This window comes from Hymenobacter fodinae (assembly GCF_004745825.1).
GTDB classification, from domain to species: Bacteria; Bacteroidota; Bacteroidia; order Cytophagales; family Hymenobacteraceae; genus Hymenobacter; species Hymenobacter fodinae.
The window spans coordinates 24,741-42,010 of the sequence record NZ_SRLA01000006.1 but is presented as its reverse complement, the minus strand read 5'-3'; the positions used below and the strand labels follow the sequence as shown (position 1 = coordinate 42,010).

General features: G+C 57.2%; 14 protein-coding genes. 11 read left to right on the top strand and 3 right to left on the bottom strand.

Annotated elements, in window-relative coordinates:
* Window positions 1–247 precede the first annotated feature (247 nt).
* Window positions 248–721, bottom strand: coding sequence for a transcription elongation factor GreA (gene greA / locus EU556_RS22625; protein ID WP_135436524.1), 474 nt, complete (start codon window positions 719–721; stop codon window positions 248–250).
* A gap of 634 nt (window positions 722–1,355) precedes the next feature.
* Here greA and gltB point away from each other — a divergent pair.
* Window positions 1,356–5,879: a glutamate synthase large subunit gene (gene gltB, locus EU556_RS22620; RefSeq protein WP_135436523.1), complete on the top strand. Its 4,524-nt coding sequence runs from the start codon at window positions 1,356–1,358 to the stop codon at window positions 5,877–5,879.
* Between the two features lie 145 nt (window positions 5,880–6,024).
* The gene (locus EU556_RS22615; protein WP_135436522.1) at window positions 6,025–7,494 is read left to right on the top strand and encodes a glutamate synthase subunit beta; all 1,470 of its coding nucleotides are present in this window, start codon (window positions 6,025–6,027) and stop codon (window positions 7,492–7,494) included.
* 106 nt (window positions 7,495–7,600) lie between these two features.
* Here EU556_RS22615 and EU556_RS22610 read toward each other — a convergent pair whose 3' ends face one another.
* Together EU556_RS22610 and rsmA are read right to left on the bottom strand one after the other, a co-directional pair.
* A complete protein-coding gene (locus EU556_RS22610; RefSeq protein WP_135436521.1) occupies window positions 7,601–8,554 on the bottom strand; it encodes an NAD(P)-dependent oxidoreductase in 954 nt (317 codons plus the stop codon).
* Between the two features lie 49 nt (window positions 8,555–8,603).
* Window positions 8,604–9,395: a 16S rRNA (adenine(1518)-N(6)/adenine(1519)-N(6))-dimethyltransferase RsmA gene (gene rsmA, locus EU556_RS22605; protein ID WP_135436520.1), complete on the bottom strand. Its 792-nt coding sequence runs from the start codon at window positions 9,393–9,395 to the stop codon at window positions 8,604–8,606.
* Window positions 9,396–9,609: 214 nt separating this feature from the next.
* Between rsmA and EU556_RS22600 the strand changes: the two genes are divergently transcribed.
* The 9 genes from EU556_RS22600 (at window position 9,610) to accB (ending at window position 17,174) form a co-directional block, all read left to right on the top strand.
* Window positions 9,610–11,058 carry a leucyl aminopeptidase family protein gene (locus EU556_RS22600; RefSeq protein ID WP_135436519.1) on the top strand — a complete coding sequence of 483 codons (1,449 nt, stop codon included), beginning with the start codon at window positions 9,610–9,612 and terminating at the stop codon, window positions 11,056–11,058.
* A 130-nt stretch (window positions 11,059–11,188) separates the two neighbouring features.
* Window positions 11,189–12,241 (top strand): 4-hydroxythreonine-4-phosphate dehydrogenase PdxA, encoded by a 1,053-nt coding sequence (gene pdxA, locus EU556_RS22595; protein WP_135436518.1) that lies wholly within the window; start codon window positions 11,189–11,191, stop codon window positions 12,239–12,241.
* 233 nt (window positions 12,242–12,474) lie between these two features.
* A complete protein-coding gene (locus EU556_RS22590) occupies window positions 12,475–12,843 on the top strand; it encodes a helix-turn-helix domain-containing protein (RefSeq protein ID WP_135436517.1) in 369 nt (122 codons plus the stop codon).
* Window positions 12,844–12,921: 78 nt separating this feature from the next.
* Entirely contained in the window at window positions 12,922–13,455 is a 534-nt protein-coding gene (locus tag EU556_RS22585; protein ID WP_135436516.1) for a YceD family protein, read from the top strand.
* Window positions 13,456–13,517: 62 nt separating this feature from the next.
* The gene (rpmF, locus tag EU556_RS22580) at window positions 13,518–13,742 is read left to right on the top strand and encodes a 50S ribosomal protein L32 (RefSeq protein ID WP_135436515.1); all 225 of its coding nucleotides are present in this window, start codon (window positions 13,518–13,520) and stop codon (window positions 13,740–13,742) included.
* A gap of 137 nt (window positions 13,743–13,879) precedes the next feature.
* Window positions 13,880–14,824: a phosphate acyltransferase PlsX gene (gene plsX / locus EU556_RS22575; protein ID WP_135436514.1), complete on the top strand. Its 945-nt coding sequence runs from the start codon at window positions 13,880–13,882 to the stop codon at window positions 14,822–14,824.
* A 60-nt stretch (window positions 14,825–14,884) separates the two neighbouring features.
* Complete coding sequence (locus tag EU556_RS22570; RefSeq protein ID WP_135436513.1) at window positions 14,885–15,898, top strand: beta-ketoacyl-ACP synthase III; 1,014 nt, start codon at window positions 14,885–14,887, stop codon at window positions 15,896–15,898.
* Between the two features lie 189 nt (window positions 15,899–16,087).
* Complete coding sequence (gene efp / locus EU556_RS22565) at window positions 16,088–16,651, top strand: elongation factor P (protein WP_135436512.1); 564 nt, start codon at window positions 16,088–16,090, stop codon at window positions 16,649–16,651.
* A 28-nt stretch (window positions 16,652–16,679) separates the two neighbouring features.
* Complete coding sequence (gene accB, locus EU556_RS22560; RefSeq protein WP_135436767.1) at window positions 16,680–17,174, top strand: acetyl-CoA carboxylase biotin carboxyl carrier protein; 495 nt, start codon at window positions 16,680–16,682, stop codon at window positions 17,172–17,174.
* Window positions 17,175–17,270 lie beyond the last annotated feature (96 nt).

The following is a 17,270-nucleotide window of genomic DNA, read 5'->3' as shown; positions in this document are numbered from 1 at the left end:
GTGAAGTTGTGAAGTAGAGAAAAGGTCAGGTTGAGATACTAGGGTTGCAGGCGTTTGGACTTTCCAGTTGAAAAGGGCTGAAACCTCAACGCTAGGCCAGTATACGGCCTTGCGCAGGCGGGGAGTGGCCTAGCGCTCCAAAGTACGAGGCAAAACGCAAAAGGGCGAAGCCGGTGGCTTCGCCCTTTCCAAAAGCAGAAAGCGGTAAAATGACTACTTCGCCATTTCACCCTTCACAACTTCACCGTTACCGGCTGATTTCCAGAATTTCAAACTGCAGCTTACCAGCGGGCACCGTAATTTCGGCGGTGTCGCCAGCCGATTTGCCCAGCAGGCCTTTGCCGATGGGTGATTTCACCGAGATTTTGCCGGCGGCCAGGTTGGCTTCCTCTTCTGCTACCAGAGTGTAGTCGAGAACCATGTTATTCTTCAGGTTCTTCAGCTTCACCTTGCTCATGATGAGCACCTTGCTGGTGTCCAGGTTTGATTCGTCGAGGATGCGGGCGTTGCCCACGATTTCCTCTAGTTTGGAAATCTTGAGTTCAAGCAACCCTTGGGCTTCCTTGGCCGCGTCGTACTCCGCATTTTCGCTCAGGTCGCCTTTGTCGCGGGCTTCACGCAGGTCGTCAGCGGCCTTGGCCCGGCCACGGATTTTGAGGTCCTGTAGCTCATCCTTCAGCTTCTGAAGACCTTCCGGAGTATAGTAGTTGATAGTAGACATGGTGGGGTGATGGTAAGCTCAAAAAACAAGGAGAACGGCCAGCATGGCTGGCCGTTCTCCCCGAACAGGTTTAGGCAAATATACGAAATGTGGTTGGATTTGTCTAGGCCCCTTGGTGAGGCTTGCTTGTCAGATCCTCGAATTCCGAACCCGTTCCGTATCCTTCCCTCCTGCTACTTCCCCCACGCAGACTCCCCTACCGCAGCCGCGCCTACTGCGCCAAGAGAAAGAAGGAACTGAAGCTCAAGGAGCCAGCAAGATGTGGTCTGAACTGATGCCTTACTCCTCTGTGCCAGCAACTGCTGGTGCTGAGCTGCTGCTGGCAACGCTTCAAAAAAGAGTTTCGACAGTTTCATGTCGCCCTCTCTATTACATGTAGCATTGCATTACGGGGCGACTGACTAATTACTGAGCGTTTTTCGCTGCATCTGACAGTGTAGTCGAGAACACAATCAGCAGCATCTTAAATATCAGTAAGTCAATTATTTACTAAATAAATCATACACTTACAGCAACGTTTGAAAATCGTAAGAGTGGCCTAGAGCCACGTGGTAGCCTAGCCGGGAGGAATATCTTGCTAATTCGGCCTGCTGCGCCGAGTCGACTTCCTCTCCAACCACGACGCCACTTTCCGATGACACCCGACAACCCGCAGGGCCTCTACCGCCCCGAGTTCGAACATGATGCCTGTGGTACGGGGTTTATTGCCGACCTCAACGGCCGCAAATCGCACCAGATTATTACGGATGCCCTCACCATGCTCGAAAACATGGAGCACCGCGGCGCCTGTGGCTGCGACTCCGACTCGGGCGACGGAGCGGGCCTGCTGCTGCAGCTCCCCCATTGGTTTCTGCTGGAAGAGTGCACGGCCCTCAACATCCGGCTGCCCGAGCCCGGACATTACGGTATAGGCATGCTGTTTCTGCCCAAAGACGCTACAGCGCAAGCAGCTTGCAGGGCCGTAGTTAAGGCCGCCGGTGATACGCTAGGCCTCTCCATATTAGGTTACCGACCGGTGCCGGTTAATCCGGTGGGCATTGGCCCCACGGCACTTGCCGCCGAACCTAGCATTGAGCAGGTATTTGTGGCGCGCCCCACTGGCCTAGCCACTACCGAAGATTTTGAGCGCAAGCTGTATGTGCTGCGGCGCTATATCACCAAGCTGGTGCAGGAGCAAGTGCCCGACGCAGCCGAGGATTTTTACTTTGCCTCGCTCTCCTGCAAAGTCATTGTCTATAAAGGCCAGCTGACCACCTATCAGGTGCGCGGCTACTTCCCCGATTTATCGGATGAGCGCGTGACCTCGGGCTTTGGCATGGTGCACTCGCGCTTCTCTACCAACACGTTTCCATCGTGGCGGTTGGCACAGCCCTTCCGGTTGCTGGCGCATAATGGCGAGATAAATACGCTGCGGGGTAACCTGAACTGGTTTTATGCCGGGGTGCGCAGCTACGTGTCGCCGTACTTCTCGGCGGAGGAAATGGACATGCTCCTGCCGGTTATCGACAGCCATCAGTCTGACTCCGCCTGCCTCGATAATATCGTAGAGATTCTGCTGCACTCGGGCCGCTCGTTGCCGCACGTGATGATGATGCTGGTGCCCGAAGCCTGGGACGGCAACACCCAGATGGACCCGCTGAAAAAGGCTTTCTACGAGTTCCACGCCACGTTTATGGCGCCTTGGGACGGCCCGGCGGCGCTGCTGTTTACCGATGGCCAAATGCTGGGTGCCATGCTCGACCGCAACGGCCTGCGGCCCCTGCGCTATATCGTCACCAACGATGGGCGCGTAATGGTGGCCTCCGAAACCGGGGTACTCACCATCCCCGACTCCATTGTGGAGAAGAAAGGCCGCCTGCAGCCCGGCAAGATGCTGCTGCTCGACACTGTAGCCGGCCAGATTATTACCGATGAAGAATTGAAGGCCCAAGCCGCCGCCCGGCAGCCCTACGGCCAGTGGCTCGATGAGTACCAGATACGGCTGGAGGAGCTACCCGAGCCCCGGCAGGTGTTCTCCGACCTCGCCGCCGACGCCGTATTCAAGTACCACCAGGTGTTTGGCTACACCCGCGAAGATATTGACACGCTCATCACGCCCATGGCGCTAGAGGGTAAGGAGCCCATCGGCTCCATGGGTGTAGACGTGCCCCTGGCCGTACTTTCCGACCAGCCCCAGCATCTGAGCAGCTACTTCAAGCAGTTCTTTGCGCAGGTAACCAACCCACCTATCGACCCCATTCGGGAGCGGCTGGTGATGAGCCTGGCCACCTTCATCGGCAACAACGGCAATATTCTCGATGAGGATAAAATGCATTGCCATTGCGTAGCCCTGCACCAGCCCATTCTCACCAACCACGAGTTGGAAAAGCTACGCAGCATCGACACGGGCATGTTCAACGCCAAGACGCTGCTTTCCTACTTCAAAGCCGACGGCAAGCCCGGCTCCCTGGCAGCCGGCCTCGACCGCCTGTGCCGCTACGCCGAGGATGCGGTGAATGATGGGTTTGAGGTATTAATCTTGTCGGACCGTGGCCTGGACTCCAAGCACGCGCCAATTCCGTCGCTGCTGGCGGTATCTGCCGTGCATCACCACCTGATCCGGAAAGGATACCGCGGCTCCGTAGGCCTGGTAGTGGAGGCCGGCGACGTATGGGAAGTACATCATTTTGCCTGTTTGCTAGCCTTTGGGGCCACGGCCATCAACCCCTATTTGGCCCTCTCCACGGTGCAGACCATGCACGCGGGGGGCCAGTTCAACACTTCTCAGGATTACCCGCAACTCGCCAAGAACTACATCAAGGCGGTGTGTGACGGGCTACTGAAGATCTTCTCGAAGATGGGCATCTCCACGCTGCAGTCGTACCACGGCGCGCAGGTGTTCGAGATTCTGGGCCTCAACCAGGAGGTAGTAGACCAATATTTCACCGGAGCTGTAACGCGCATTGGTGGCCTAGGCCTTGATGAAATTGCACGCGAAACCTTATACAAGCAGTTTCAGGGGTTCAAAACTAGCACTCAGGAAGAGCAGCAGCTTCTGCCGGAAGGAGGAGTTTACCAGTGGCGCCGCCGCGGTGAGGCCCACATGTTCAACCCCGAAACCGTGCACCTGCTTCAGCACGCTACGCGTACGGGCAACTACGAGGTATACCAGCGGTACGCCCGCTTGCTCAATGAGCAGCCCGAGCGCATGTTTACCCTACGCGGCCTGCTCGACTTTGCCCACCACCGCCCAGCCATTGCCCTGGAGGAAGTAGAGCCCGCCGAAAGCATTATGAAGCGGTTTGCTACCGGGGCTATGTCCTTTGGTTCGATTTCGCACGAGGCGCACAGCACCCTGGCCATTGCCATGAACCGCATTGGGGGCAAGAGCAACACCGGCGAGGGCGGCGAGGACCCCATGCGCTACGAGCACCTGCCCAACGGCGATTCTATGCGCTCGGCCATTAAGCAGATAGCCTCGGCCCGCTTTGGCGTCACGGCCCACTACCTCACCAACGCTGACGAGCTGCAAATCAAAATGGCCCAGGGAGCTAAGCCCGGCGAGGGCGGCCAACTTCCCGGCCATAAGGTAGACGAGTGGATTGCCAAAGTGCGCCATGCCACCCCCGGCGTAGGCCTCATCTCGCCCCCGCCCCACCACGATATCTATTCCATTGAAGACTTGGCCCAGCTCATCTTCGACCTGAAAAACGCTAACCGCGCTGCTCGCATCAACGTGAAGCTGGTGAGCAAGGCCGGGGTGGGCACCATTGCCGCCGGGGTTGCCAAGGCCCACGCCGATGTTATTCTGATTGCGGGCTATGACGGCGGCACCGGTGCTTCACCCATGAGCTCCATCAAGCACGCGGGTTTGCCCTGGGAGCTAGGCCTAGCGGAAGCTCATCAAACCCTGGTGCGTAACCAGCTGCGCAGCCGCGTAGTGCTGCAGGCTGATGGGCAGATTAAAACCGGCCGCGACTTGGCCGTGGCAGCTCTATTGGGCGCTGAAGAATGGGGGGTGGCCACCGCCGCCCTCATTGCGGGCGGCTGCATCCTGATGCGCAAGTGCCACCTTAATACCTGCCCCGTGGGCGTGGCTACTCAAGACCCCGAGCTGCGCAAGCTGTTCACGGGCCAGCCGGAGCACATCGTGAACCTGTTCCGCTTTTTAGCTGAAGAGCTACGCGAAATCATGGCCGAACTGGGCTTCCGGACGGTAAATGAAATGGTGGGCCGCACACAGTTCTTGAAAGTGCGCGAGGATATCACGCACTGGAAGGCCCGCACCCTGGACCTTTCCGACTTACTGCAGGCCGTGGCCAACCCCTCCAAGGGCACGCTCTACAATAGCGAGCAGCAGGACCATGGTCTAGAAAACATCCTCGACTGGCAACTGCTCCATCACGCCCAACCGGCGCTGGAAGAACGAATTCCGGTGTTTGCTTCCTTCGAAGTCCGCAACACCGACCGCACCATTGGCACGCTGCTGTCCAACGAAATTGCCAAGCGCTACCACGGCCCCGGCCTCCCCGACAACACCATCAATTACACGTTCCGCGGTTCGGCGGGCCAGAGCTTCGGGGCGTTCTGCGCCAAAGGACTTTCGTTTGCGCTGGAAGGTGAAGCCAACGACTACGTGGGCAAGGGCCTATCGGGCGCTCAGCTGGCCATTTACCCGGCTCCTAACGGCCATTTTGTGCCGGAGCAGAACATCATTATCGGCAACGTGGCGCTGTACGGTGCCACTTCCGGTGAGCTGTTCGTGCGGGGGCAGGCCGGGGAGCGGTTTGCGGTGCGTAACTCCGGCGCTACGGCCGTGGTGGAAGGCGTCGGCGACCATGGCTGCGAATACATGACCGGCGGCCGCGCCCTCATTCTGGGCAAAACCGGCCGCAACTTCGCAGCGGGCATGAGCGGCGGCATCGCCTGGGTATACGACCCCGAAGGCACCTTCCGCGACAACTGCAACCTCGAAATGGTCGAGCTAGACCCGCTCGACCTCGACGATGAAGCTCAAATTCAGGCTCTCCTGCGTAAGCACCAGCAGCTCACCGGCAGCCAGTTGGCCGTCTATCTGCTCGGCAACTGGCATGAAGAAACCAGCCACTTCGTGAAGGTCTTCCCCTCGGAATACAAGAAGGTGCTCCAAGCAGCGCAGTACGAGCCGGCCGAACGGTAATGGCCTGGCAAACCAAATTGAAACGTCATGTCGAGCTTGTCGAGACATCTCGCGCGCACCGTCTGGTTACCTTACCACCACACCGTCAGCACGTGAGATGTCTCGACAAGCTCGACATGACAGGCAAACAAGATTGATGATACCCATGGGACATATCACCGGATTCAAAGAATTTGAGCGGGAGTTGCCAGCCAAGGCTGCTCCGCAGGAGCGTGTGGCGCACAACCGTGAGTTTGTGGGCATGTTCTCGGAGGACCAACTGACCAAACAAGCGGCCCGCTGCATGGACTGTGGCATTCCGTTCTGCCATTCGGGCTGCCCTCTGGGTAATATCATCCCGGAGTTCAACGACGCCGTGTACCAGCAAGACTGGGAAGAGGCCTACCGCATTCTATCCTCCACTAACAACTTCCCGGAGTTTACGGGCCGCATCTGTCCTGCGCCCTGCGAGTCGGCGTGCGTGCTGAGTATTAATCGGGCGCCGGTGGCAATTGAGGAAATTGAGAAACACATCATCGAAATTGCGTTTGTTAAGGGCTACGTGCAGCCCACAGCACCGGTGCTGAAGTCGGGGAAGATGGTGGCAGTAGTGGGCTCGGGGCCAGCTGGCTTGGCCGCCGCCGCTCAGCTCACCAAAGCTGGCCATTCCGTAACAGTATTTGAGCGCGATGATCGGCCGGGTGGACTACTGCGCTACGGTGTGCCCGATTTTAAGCTGGAAAAATGGGTAATTGACCGGCGCATTCAGTTGTTGGAGGAAGACGGCGTAGTATTCCGCTGCAATACCGAAATCGGGAAAGACATTTCCGGGGTTGAGCTAACAGAGGCCTTCGACGCAGTGATACTTTCTGGCGGGGCTACCGTCCCGCGCGATTTGCCTATTCCGGGCCGGGAACTGCAGGGTATTCACTTCGCCATGCCGTACCTTACCGAGCACAATCGCCGCGTGAGCAGCTTACCCCTCTCTGAAGACGAAGTGCTGGCGACTGGCCTAGACGTGGTGGTAATCGGGAGCGGCGACACGGGCTCCGACTGCGTGGGCACGGCTAACCGACAGCAGGCGCGCTCCGTCACACAGTTCGCCATGATGCACCAGCCCGGCACCGAGCGGCCCGCCCACACGCCGTGGCCGCAAGAGCCGGCCATCTTCCGCACCAGCACCTCCCACGAAGAAGGCTGCCAGCGCTACTGGGGCATTCACACCAAGGCCTTCCTCGGCGACGAGCTAGGCCAGGTGCGTGCTCTGCTCGTAACGGACGTAACCTGGGAAACCGACGTACTAGGCCGCCGCCTGCGCTTCGAGGAAATTGCGGGTTCAGAGCGCGAAATTCCTTGCCAGCTGGTATTGCTAGCCGTGGGGTTTGCCTCGCCCCAATACGCGGGCTTGCTGGAACAGCTTGGTGTAGCGGTGGATGAGCGCGGCAACGTGCGCGCCGCCGAAAGCTCTTATCAAACCAACATCCCCAATGTGTTTGTAGCCGGCGACATGCGCCGGGGCCAGTCGTTGGTGGTATGGGCCATTTCCGAAGGCCGCGAAGCCGCCCGTAAGGTTGACCTGTTCCTGACCGGTAAGACTGCGCTACCTAGTAAAAACGCAGTGGGTATGTTTAATTAAAAACTGTCATTCCGAGCGCAACAAGGAATCTGGGTTAGCCTCTAGGCCACTTCCTAGATTCCTTGTTGCGCTCAGAATGACAGTTCTTGTTCGTCAAATATATAGCCTAGGCCACTCCTTGCGCACCTAAAAATGCTTTCAGCTTCCGCACGAGTACCTCATTAATCCGTTGATATGATTGGAAGCTCCAGCCTCCGATGTGCGGCGAGAGAATGACATTGGAGGCAGAAGACAGATAATCAAAGCGCGCTTGCTGCTCTGGGTTCAGAGTTGCCAGCTTCTCGTTTTCCAACACATCCAACGCCGCACCGCGAATCTGCTCCTCACGCAAACCCTGCACTAGGGCGGCATGGTCAAGCACCTCACCCCGGGCCGTATTCAGCAGCCACAAGGGGTTCTTGAAGGCCTGCAGAAACTCAGCGTTGACGAAGTGGTGGTTGGCAGGCGAGTATGGGATGTGCAGGCTCAGCACCTCGGCCCGCTCTTGCAACTCCGGCAGACTTACCAACAGGGCGTGGTGATTGGCTTCGCACTTCGGGTCGTGGTCGTATGCCAGTACGGTGCAATCGAAAGCCTGCAGGCGCTTGGCGAATGCCTTACCCATGTGTCCGTAACCAAGCAGCCCAACGGTCTTCCCCCCTATTTCCTCGCCCCGGTTAGCTTCCCGGCGCCATTGCCCAGCGTGCACCTCCTTATCGGCCCGCACAATGTTGCGGAACAGTGCCAGCAACAGGCCTACGGCATATTCTCCCACCGCATCACGGTTGCCTTCGGGAGCATTGAGCAACGTTACGCCCGCGGCCGCCAACGCCTCTTCATCAATGTTATCGACCCCGGCCCCGGCCCGGCACACGTAACGGAGCTGAGGCCCGTGCGCCAGTAACTCAGTTGTGATGCGCAGTTTCGAGCGGACCATCAGGCCATCATACGGGTGAGCGGCCAGCGCGGCCGGTACCTCCGCGGCTTTTAAGTCGGGCCGGTAGTGCAATTGCACGCCAATTTCCTGCAGCATATCCGGCAGGCTGGGGTGCATATCGTCGATGACGAGGCAGAGGGACATGGTTGTGGAGGGGAAGAGCTTAATCAGAAAAGTACGGCCACCGCAAATGCTAGGCCACTACTCGATGCTGCTCAACGTGTTTAGTCAATCCAACAAAGTCGGCCACACTTAGTTGCTCGGCCCGCTTGTCGAAGATGGGGTCCGTAGTGGTTTCAGCGGGCATCCCGAAGGGCTTCAGAGCATTCCGCAAGGTTTTGCGACGGGTCTGGAAGGCCTGCTTCACCACCTGAAAGAACAGTTTCTCGTCGCAGTCCAGCTTCTCGGTAGCGTTGCGCGTCAGGCGAATAACGGCCGACTGCACCTTAGGCGGTGGGTTGAACACGTGCGGTGGCACCGTGAACAGGTATTCGATATCGTAGAACGCCTGCAGCAGCACGCTCAGGATGCCATACGTTTTGCTACCTGGGCCCTCGGCGAGGCGGTCGGCTACTTCCTTCTGAATCATGCCCACGCACTCACGCACCTGCTGGCGGTGGGCCAGCACCTGGAAGTAAATCTGGCTGCTGATGTTATAAGGGAAGTTCCCGATGATGGTAATGGGCTGGTTATTGTACAGCTTGCCTAAGTCCATCTTCAGGAAGTCCTGCGAGTAAATCCGGTCTCCCAGAGCGGGGAAGTGCTTTTGCAAGTAGGCCACCGACTCCCGGTCGATTTCTACTACCGAGGTGCGGTACTCTGGGTGTTGCAGTAGCGTTTCGGTGAGCACGCCCATACCGGGCCCAATCTCCAGCACTTCCGTTACGCCATCGGGCAGACGCAGGGCCTCCACAATGTTGCGGGCAATGTTAGGATCAGCGAGAAAGTGCTGCCCGAGGTGTTTTTTGGCTTTAACGGAATCCATGTTCTGCATGTAAGGGCGAGGAAGGGCGTAAACCAGATGCAACTAGTGGCCTAGGTAAGTGCCACTGGCCTAGAACACGCGCCGAACTTATCGGTTAGCTGTATTCGCTTCTACAAAAGGACTACCTTCACGCCCAAAGATACGCCAGTGGCTGCCGTTTCTCCGCCTACCGCGCCAGAAGCAGGCGCCATTACTGGCCTTACGGACTCGTCTCATGCCTCTATCCCTTGCCTACTCCGCCGATTTTCCCTCGTTTGCGGATACTGTATTCATTTTGCCCGCCGGTACCCTGGAGCTCCCCATCAGCGCCGCTGCCGACCTACCTCAGCCCGTGCGCCAATACGTCAGCGACCAGCTAGCTGCCGGCGAGAAGCTCATCAGCATCAACCAATACACTCACCACCACTACTACGTGGTAGCTGAGGAAAAGAAAACGGCTGATCTGGCGGCAGAATCTCTGCGCAAAGCAGGTCACAAGCTGCATGCCCAGCTGAAAGAAGATAAAATCCCGGAGCTTTTTATCAATGACCTGACGCTGGACGGTGCCCTGCCCCTGGCCGAGGGCATTGCCTTGACAGCTTATCAGTTCGAAGGCTACAAAACTGACGAAAAATCGAAGCAGCTGCCCACGCTCCAGCTGCTTACGCTAGTGGGCCCCGAGCTTAGTGCGGAGAAAGTGCAAGAGTTGGATGGCGTGTTGCAAGGCGTGTACCTAGCTCGCGACCTGGTGAACATGCCGTACAGCCATCTTAACGCCACCCAGCTAGCTAACCAGATGGAAGCCGCGGGCGAAGAAGCCGGCTTCCATACCGAAATTCTGGACTTTGTGCGCATCGAGGCTTTGCGCATGGGTGGCCTACTGGCTGTGAATCAGGGCAGCCCCGAGCCCCCTACCTTCACTATCATGGAGTACAAGCCGGAGGGAGCCACCAACACCAAGCCCTACGTGCTGGTCGGGAAAGGAGTAGTATTCGATACGGGCGGCCTCAGCCTGAAGCCTACGCCCAACAGCATGGACCTGATGAAGTGCGACATGGCTGGTGCTGCTGTGGTAACTGGCGTGCTCACGGCCCTGGCCAAAAACAAGGTACCGCTGCACGTGATAGGCCTAGTGCCCGCCACCGATAACCGTCCCGGCGGCCCCGCCCTAGCCCCCAGCGACGTCATCACGATGTACAGCGGCCTGACGGTGGAAGTGTTGAATACCGATGCCGAGGGCCGCCTGATTCTGGCTGATGCCCTGGCCTTTGCCAAGAAGTACGACCCCGAGCTAGTGCTGGACTACGCCACCCTCACCGGCTCCGCAGCCCGCGCCATCGGTATTGAAGGCATTGTGTGCATGGGCACCGCCGACGAGCAAGTGCTGACGGAGCTGAAGCAAGCCGGCAACCGCACCCACGAGCGTCTGGTAGAGTTTCCACTCTGGGATGAGTACGCCGACCATATCAAGAGCAGCGTGGCCGACATCACCAACCTGGGCAAAGCCGAGGCCGGGGCTATTTCGGCGGGCAAGTTCCTGGAGCGCTTCATTGAAGGCTACCCCTGGGTACACTTTGATATTGCCGGTCCGGCCTTCCTCACTGCCCCCGATTCGTACCGCGGCAAGGGCGGCACCGGCACCGCCGTGCGCCTCACTTACGACTTCCTGAAGCGCAAAGCGTAATGCTCCGTTAGCGGGGAGTGGCCTAGACCAGTCGGGGGCAGTTCACACATTGCCCGCGGCAGCGGCTAGGCCACTCTGCCGCTTTTTGCATTTGCGCTCCTTACTTTTTTCTCATCAGCAACTTCTGATAATGCTTCCACGCATTGGTATATCTGTCGGCGACTTGGCCGGCATTGGCCCGGAAATCATCTATAAAACCTTCCTCGACCAGCGGCTGCTCAAGTTCTGCACGCCCGTAGTCTATGGCACCGCCACGGTGCTCTTTGATGAGTTTCCGGTTGATCCGCAGGCGGAGCCCCTCACCTTCCGGCAGGTGCGCGAAGCGGCCGACATTGCTCCCGGCAAGCATAACGCCGTTACCTGCTGGGACGAGGATTTTCACCTTACGCCCGGCCAGCCCACCCAGGCCAGCGGCACTGCGGCCCGCCAAAGCCTGCTCGCCGCTTCCCGCGACCTGAAAGCCGGCCTGCTCGACGCCCTCGTCACGGCTCCCATCAGCAAGGAGAACACGCAATCGGACGACTTTCGCTACCCCGGCCACACTGAGTTCCTAACCACCTTCTTTGAAGCCCCCGAAAGCCTCATGCTGCTGGCCACGGAAGACTTGCGCGTGGCCACCGTCACGGGCCACATTCCGCTTAAGGATGTGCCCGCTAAGCTCACCCAAGAGCTCTTGACTACCAAGCTGCGCATTCTGATCAACTCCCTGAAGCAGGACTTCGGCATTGAAAAGCCCCGGGTAGCCGTGCTAGGCCTCAACCCACATGCCGGCGAGAACGGTTTATTAGGCTCCGAAGAGGCAGATGTAGTAACCCCCGTGCTCCAGCAGTTTCAGCAGGAAGGACACCTGGCCTACGGCCCGTTCCCGGCCGATGGCTACTTCGGCACCCGCCAATTCCGTCAGTTCGACGCTACCCTTTCCCTCTACCACGACCAAGGTCTGATTCCGTTCAAAACCATTGCCTTCGAGCGAGGCGTGAATTTTACCGCAGGCCTGCCGGTTATCCGCACTTCACCTGACCACGGCACCGCTTACGGTATTGCCGGCCAGTACAAAGCTGATCCGACCTCCTTCCGCGAGGCGCTGTATATGGCCTGTGATATGGTAAAGCAGCGGAGGGCACTAGCTGAGATTAAGCCCTTGATTCCGGGCCCAGCACCACGCAGCAGCCGCTACGAATAGCAGACTGGTAATTGTACTCTTCTAGTAGCACCAAGGCTAACCACTCATATGCGGGCGGTTAGCCTTGGTGTTTTATGGGCCACACCTAAAACTCTTGCTGTTACTAAGCTGTACACATAAGCAGAACATTGTTTCCAAAAACGAAACTTTGTTTGCAGTTTTAAAACAAGCTACGTAGATTTGCACCCCCCTATACAGCAGTTTACTACTTTCCTGCTCTTCTTAACTTTTTCATGACGCTGCACACTCCCGCTGATTACCGCACTGCTCTGCGCCGCCTCGACGCACTGGTAGCTGCTGGCTTTGAGGGAAATGCGACGTTAGAGGCCGAGTTTCAGGAATTAGTGGTGGCGCTGGATACGTACGAAGGCAAGCTAGGCCTATTGCCAATTCCTAATCTGCCGACTTCGCTGGCAGAGATGATTGAGTTAAAGCGTCAGCAAATGCGCCTCAAACAAAAGGAACTGGCCCAACTGCTGGAAGTGCCTGCGGGCCGTCTTTCGCAGATTTTGAGCGGTAAACGCCGTGTGACGTTGGACTTAGCTAAACGATTATATGAGCGGCTAGGCATTCCACCAGATTTCATTCTGAAGAACGCCTAGCCTTTTCTCTTACCGTTCAGCTGCTTTTATATACCGGGGAAAACTTTCTACTTTTGCCCCCTGCTACAAACTCCCCCTGTGAAAAAGGATTCTCAATACGACCTCAATATCGCCAAGCTGGCCGATAAAACGCATCATTTCGCGTTTGAGCTCGACCGTGCCTTTTTTGAGCAGTTTGACCAGCAGCTCATTCCGGATGGCAAGGTCCACGCAGATGTGACGCTTACCAAAACCGACCGTCTCCTGACCCTGGACTTCGATTTGCATGGCACCGTGCGCCAGATCTGCGACCGGAGCCTGGATGAGTACGACCAGGAGGTGGACGCCCAGGAGCAACTGCTGGTGCGCTACGGCGACCAGAACCTGGAATTGGATGATAACGTGCTGCAAATCACGCCCGACACCCAGACCCTGCCCATCGCTCAGCACCTGTTTGATTACATCGGTCTGGCTCTGCCCATGAAGAAGCTGCACCCGCGCTTCCAGAATGAGCCCGATGATAACCCAGATGCCGATGCCAAACTCATCTTCACTACCCGTCAGGAAGGAGATGATGACGATGATAGCGACGAAACGGACCCGCGCTGGAACGCGCTACGCAACCTGAATTAAGCGTCCTGGGTCGCTTGAACCCTTTTACTCATAACTTTCAACACTCAATTTTTTCTTGACCCATGGCACATCCTAAGCGCCGCCAATCCTCGACCCGCCGCGACAAGCGTCGCACCCACGATAAGCTGACCCCCAAGGCTATCAGCATCTGCTCTAACACTGGCGAGCTGCACCTGCGTCACAAAGCCTATGTAGTTGACGGCGACCTTTATCTAAATGGCAAAGTTGCCATTAAAGATTACGCTCCCGTAGCGGCTCCTGCTGCTGCCGACAACGACGAAGAATAGTAGCCTTAGCGCTTATCTACCCTCGGATGCGCTCCTGTAGTTGCTCGGCTTCTGGCGGCTCGGCTTAGGCCACCGCGAGAAGCCGAGCGACGAGAGTGGCCTAGGGAATTCTCCCGGACCTCTTTGATACCTCTTTCATGAAGATAGCCCTGGACGCAATGGGGGGTGATTTCGCCCCTCAGGCTGCCGTCGATGGTGCTGTGCTAGCGGCGAAAGCGCTGGCAGGCAAGGCGCAGATTGTGCTCATCGGCCAGGAAGATGCTGTTCGCCCTTTGCTTCAGCAACACGGCCCCGACGCCGAAGACCTGATTTTGGTGTCTGCTTCGCAGATCATCGAAATGGGGGAGCATCCGGCAAAAGCCTACCAGCAAAAGCAGGATTCCAGTATTGCCGTGGGCTACCGGATGCTGCACGCCGGAGAAGTAGAAGCCTTTTGCTCTGCTGGTAACACGGGTGCTATGCTCGTGGGAGCCATGTTCAGCGTGAAACCCGTACCCGGCGTTATGCGCCCCGCCATTGCTAACTTCGTTCCTAAGCTGCATGGTGGCCTAGGAATCTTGCTGGACGTAGGAGCCAATGCGGAGTGCAAACCCGAGATGCTAGAGCAATTCGGGGAGCTTGGCTCTCTCTACGCCCAGTACGTGCTAGGCATCGACCGGCCTAAAGTCGGCCTTATGAACCTGGGAGAGGAAGAAGGCAAGGGTACCGCCATCACGCAGGCGACGCACCAGTTGCTGAAAGTGAACCCCCATATTCACTTCATTGGCAACATTGAGGGTCGTGACCTGTTCAATGACAAAGCCGACGTTATTGTGTGCGACGGCTACACGGGCAACGTGATGCTGAAAATGGCCGAGTCGATTTACGACATCATGGCCGAAAAGCAGATGCTGGATGACCCGTTCTTCAACAAATTCAACTACGAAGCCGTGGGTGGTTCTCCTATCCTGGGCATCAACGACAACGCTATTATCGGGCACGGAGTAAGCACGCCTACCGCCATTTGCAACATGTTGCAACAAGGCTACCAAATGGCTAGCTCTGGCATCTCCGACCAGATAAAAAATACCTTCAAGTCCTAAGCGACAAAGTCCGGCCGCGAGCCGGACTTTTCTTTGCCGCGCTTTTCCGTCTCCTCTCTAATGAAGATTACCGCTGCCATTACTGGAGTGGGCTCTTACGTGCCCGACTACGTGCTTACGAATCAGGAACTCGAAACTATGGTCGATACGACCGACGAGTGGATCATGAGCCGAACCGGGATTCAGGAGCGACACATTCTCAAAGGTGAAGATCAGGGCACTTCCGTAATGGGCATCAACGCCGTGGAGCAGTTGCTGGCAAAAACCGGCGTAGCTGCTTCGGATATTGACTTGCTCATTTGCGCTACTACCACCCCTGATCTGGTTTTTCCGGCAACTGCCAACATCATCTCGGCGGCAATTGGCGCCACCAAAGCCTTTAGCTTTGACATGCAGGCGGCCTGCTCCGGCTTTATGTACGCTCTAGCTACCGGTTCTCAGTTTATTTCTACGGGTACCTACAAAAAGGTGGTAGTAGTGGGGGCCGACAAAATGTCGAGCATTATCGACTATACAGATCGCGCCACTTGCATCATTTTTGGTGATGGTGCCGGGGCCGTGCTACTGGAGCCTAACACCGAGGGCCTAGGCCTGCTAGACCAGGAGCTGCACTCCGATGGTAACGGCGAGCAGTACCTTCACCAAAAGGCGGGTGGCTCGCGTCGGCCACCATCTGCCGAAACCGTGGCTAAGCGCGAACATTACGTGTACCAGGAAGGCGCGGCTGTATTCAAGTTTGCCGTGAAAAACATGGCCGATGTTGCTGCTCAGGTAGCCGAGCGTAATGGCCTCACCGCTGAGACTATTGATTGGCTGGTACCTCACCAGGCTAACAAGCGCATCATTGATGCTACGGCCAACCGTGTAGGCATTGGGCCCGAAAAGGTGATGCTGAATATTCACCGCTACGGCAATACCACCAACGGCACCATCCCGCTGTGTCTGGCTGATTATGAGCAGCAGCTTCGTAAAGGCGACAACCTAATTATTGCTGCATTTGGAGGCGGCTTTACGTGGGGCTCTTTGTACCTGAAATGGGCCTACGACCCCAAGCCTGACCCTTCCGCCGCGTAATTCCGGCGGCGCGAAACCAGAAAACCTCTATACTTGCACTCCCGACGTGCCGCCCCGCCATCTTTCCGGGGCGGCACGTTGCGTTTCCACCCCTGTTTACTCATTTTCTGAACGTTGAAAATCTAGGCCTAGCTCAACTGTTTCCGCAGCTTTAAGTCTGATTTTCCCCTTAACATTTTCTTTCCCACCATGGCCACGACCGCAGATTTTCGCAACGGGCTCGTTTTGAATTACAACGGCGAGTTGCACGTCATCACCGAATTTCAGCACGTGAAGCCCGGCAAAGGCCCGGCCTTCGTACGCACCAAGCTCCGCAACATCAAAACCGGCCGCGTGATTGACAACACGTTTAACGCCGGCGTGAAAGTGGAAACAGCTCGCGTGGAGCAGCGCCCCCACCAGTACCTGTACAAAGACGAGTACGGCTACACGTTCATGGACAATGAGACCTTTGAGCAGGTGGTGCTGCCTGAGGCTATGGTTCCGTTTGCTGACCTGATGAAAGAAGGCCAGGTAGCTACCATTCTTTTCCACGCCGAAACGGAGCAGCCCCTGACCGCTGAATTACCCACTACGGTTGAGCTTGTAGTTACGTATACTGAGCCTGGCTTGAAAGGCGACACGGCGACTAACACGCTGAAGCCTGCCATCGTGGAAACGGGGGCCCGCATTCAGGTGCCGCTGTTTATTGATACCGACACCAAAATTCGCATCAAGACGAGCGACTACTCCTATGTCGAAAGAGTCAAATAAGCAGTCCAGCAAGCCCTCTCCCGCCGCCATGAAAGCCAAAGAACTACAGGAACTGATCGACTTCATTGCCAAGTCTGGTCTGAACAAAGTCAACATCGAGACAGAGGAATTTAAAATCTCGGTGCAGCGCGAGCCCAGCTATAAGCCCGTGGTGAGCATGTCGGCACCCGCAGCCGCGGCTGCGCCGGCTCCCGCCCCTGCGGCAGCTCCGGCCCCGGCAACCCCCGCAGCAACGCCAGCCGCAACTCCTGCGCCAGCTACAGAGGCCTCCAGTGGCGGCAACCACGTAGCGCTGAAATCGCCTATGATTGGCACGTTCTACCGCAGCAGCAGCCCCGACACTCCCGCTTTCGTGCAGGTAGGTGACCTAGTAGAGAAAGGCCAAGTGATTTGCATCATTGAAGCCATGAAGCTCTTCAACGAGATCGAGGCCGAGCAGTCGGGTCGCATCGTGAAAGCCATGGTGGAAAATGCTTCGCCGGTTGAGTACGACCAGCCATTGTTCCTCATCGAGCCAATGTAATTGGTTGGGGTCTTAGGGTCTTGGGAGGTTAGAGTCTTGGTTTTTTCGCGAAGCCAGCTCTGCCCCCAAGACCCCTTCTTTTTCTCATTAAGACCC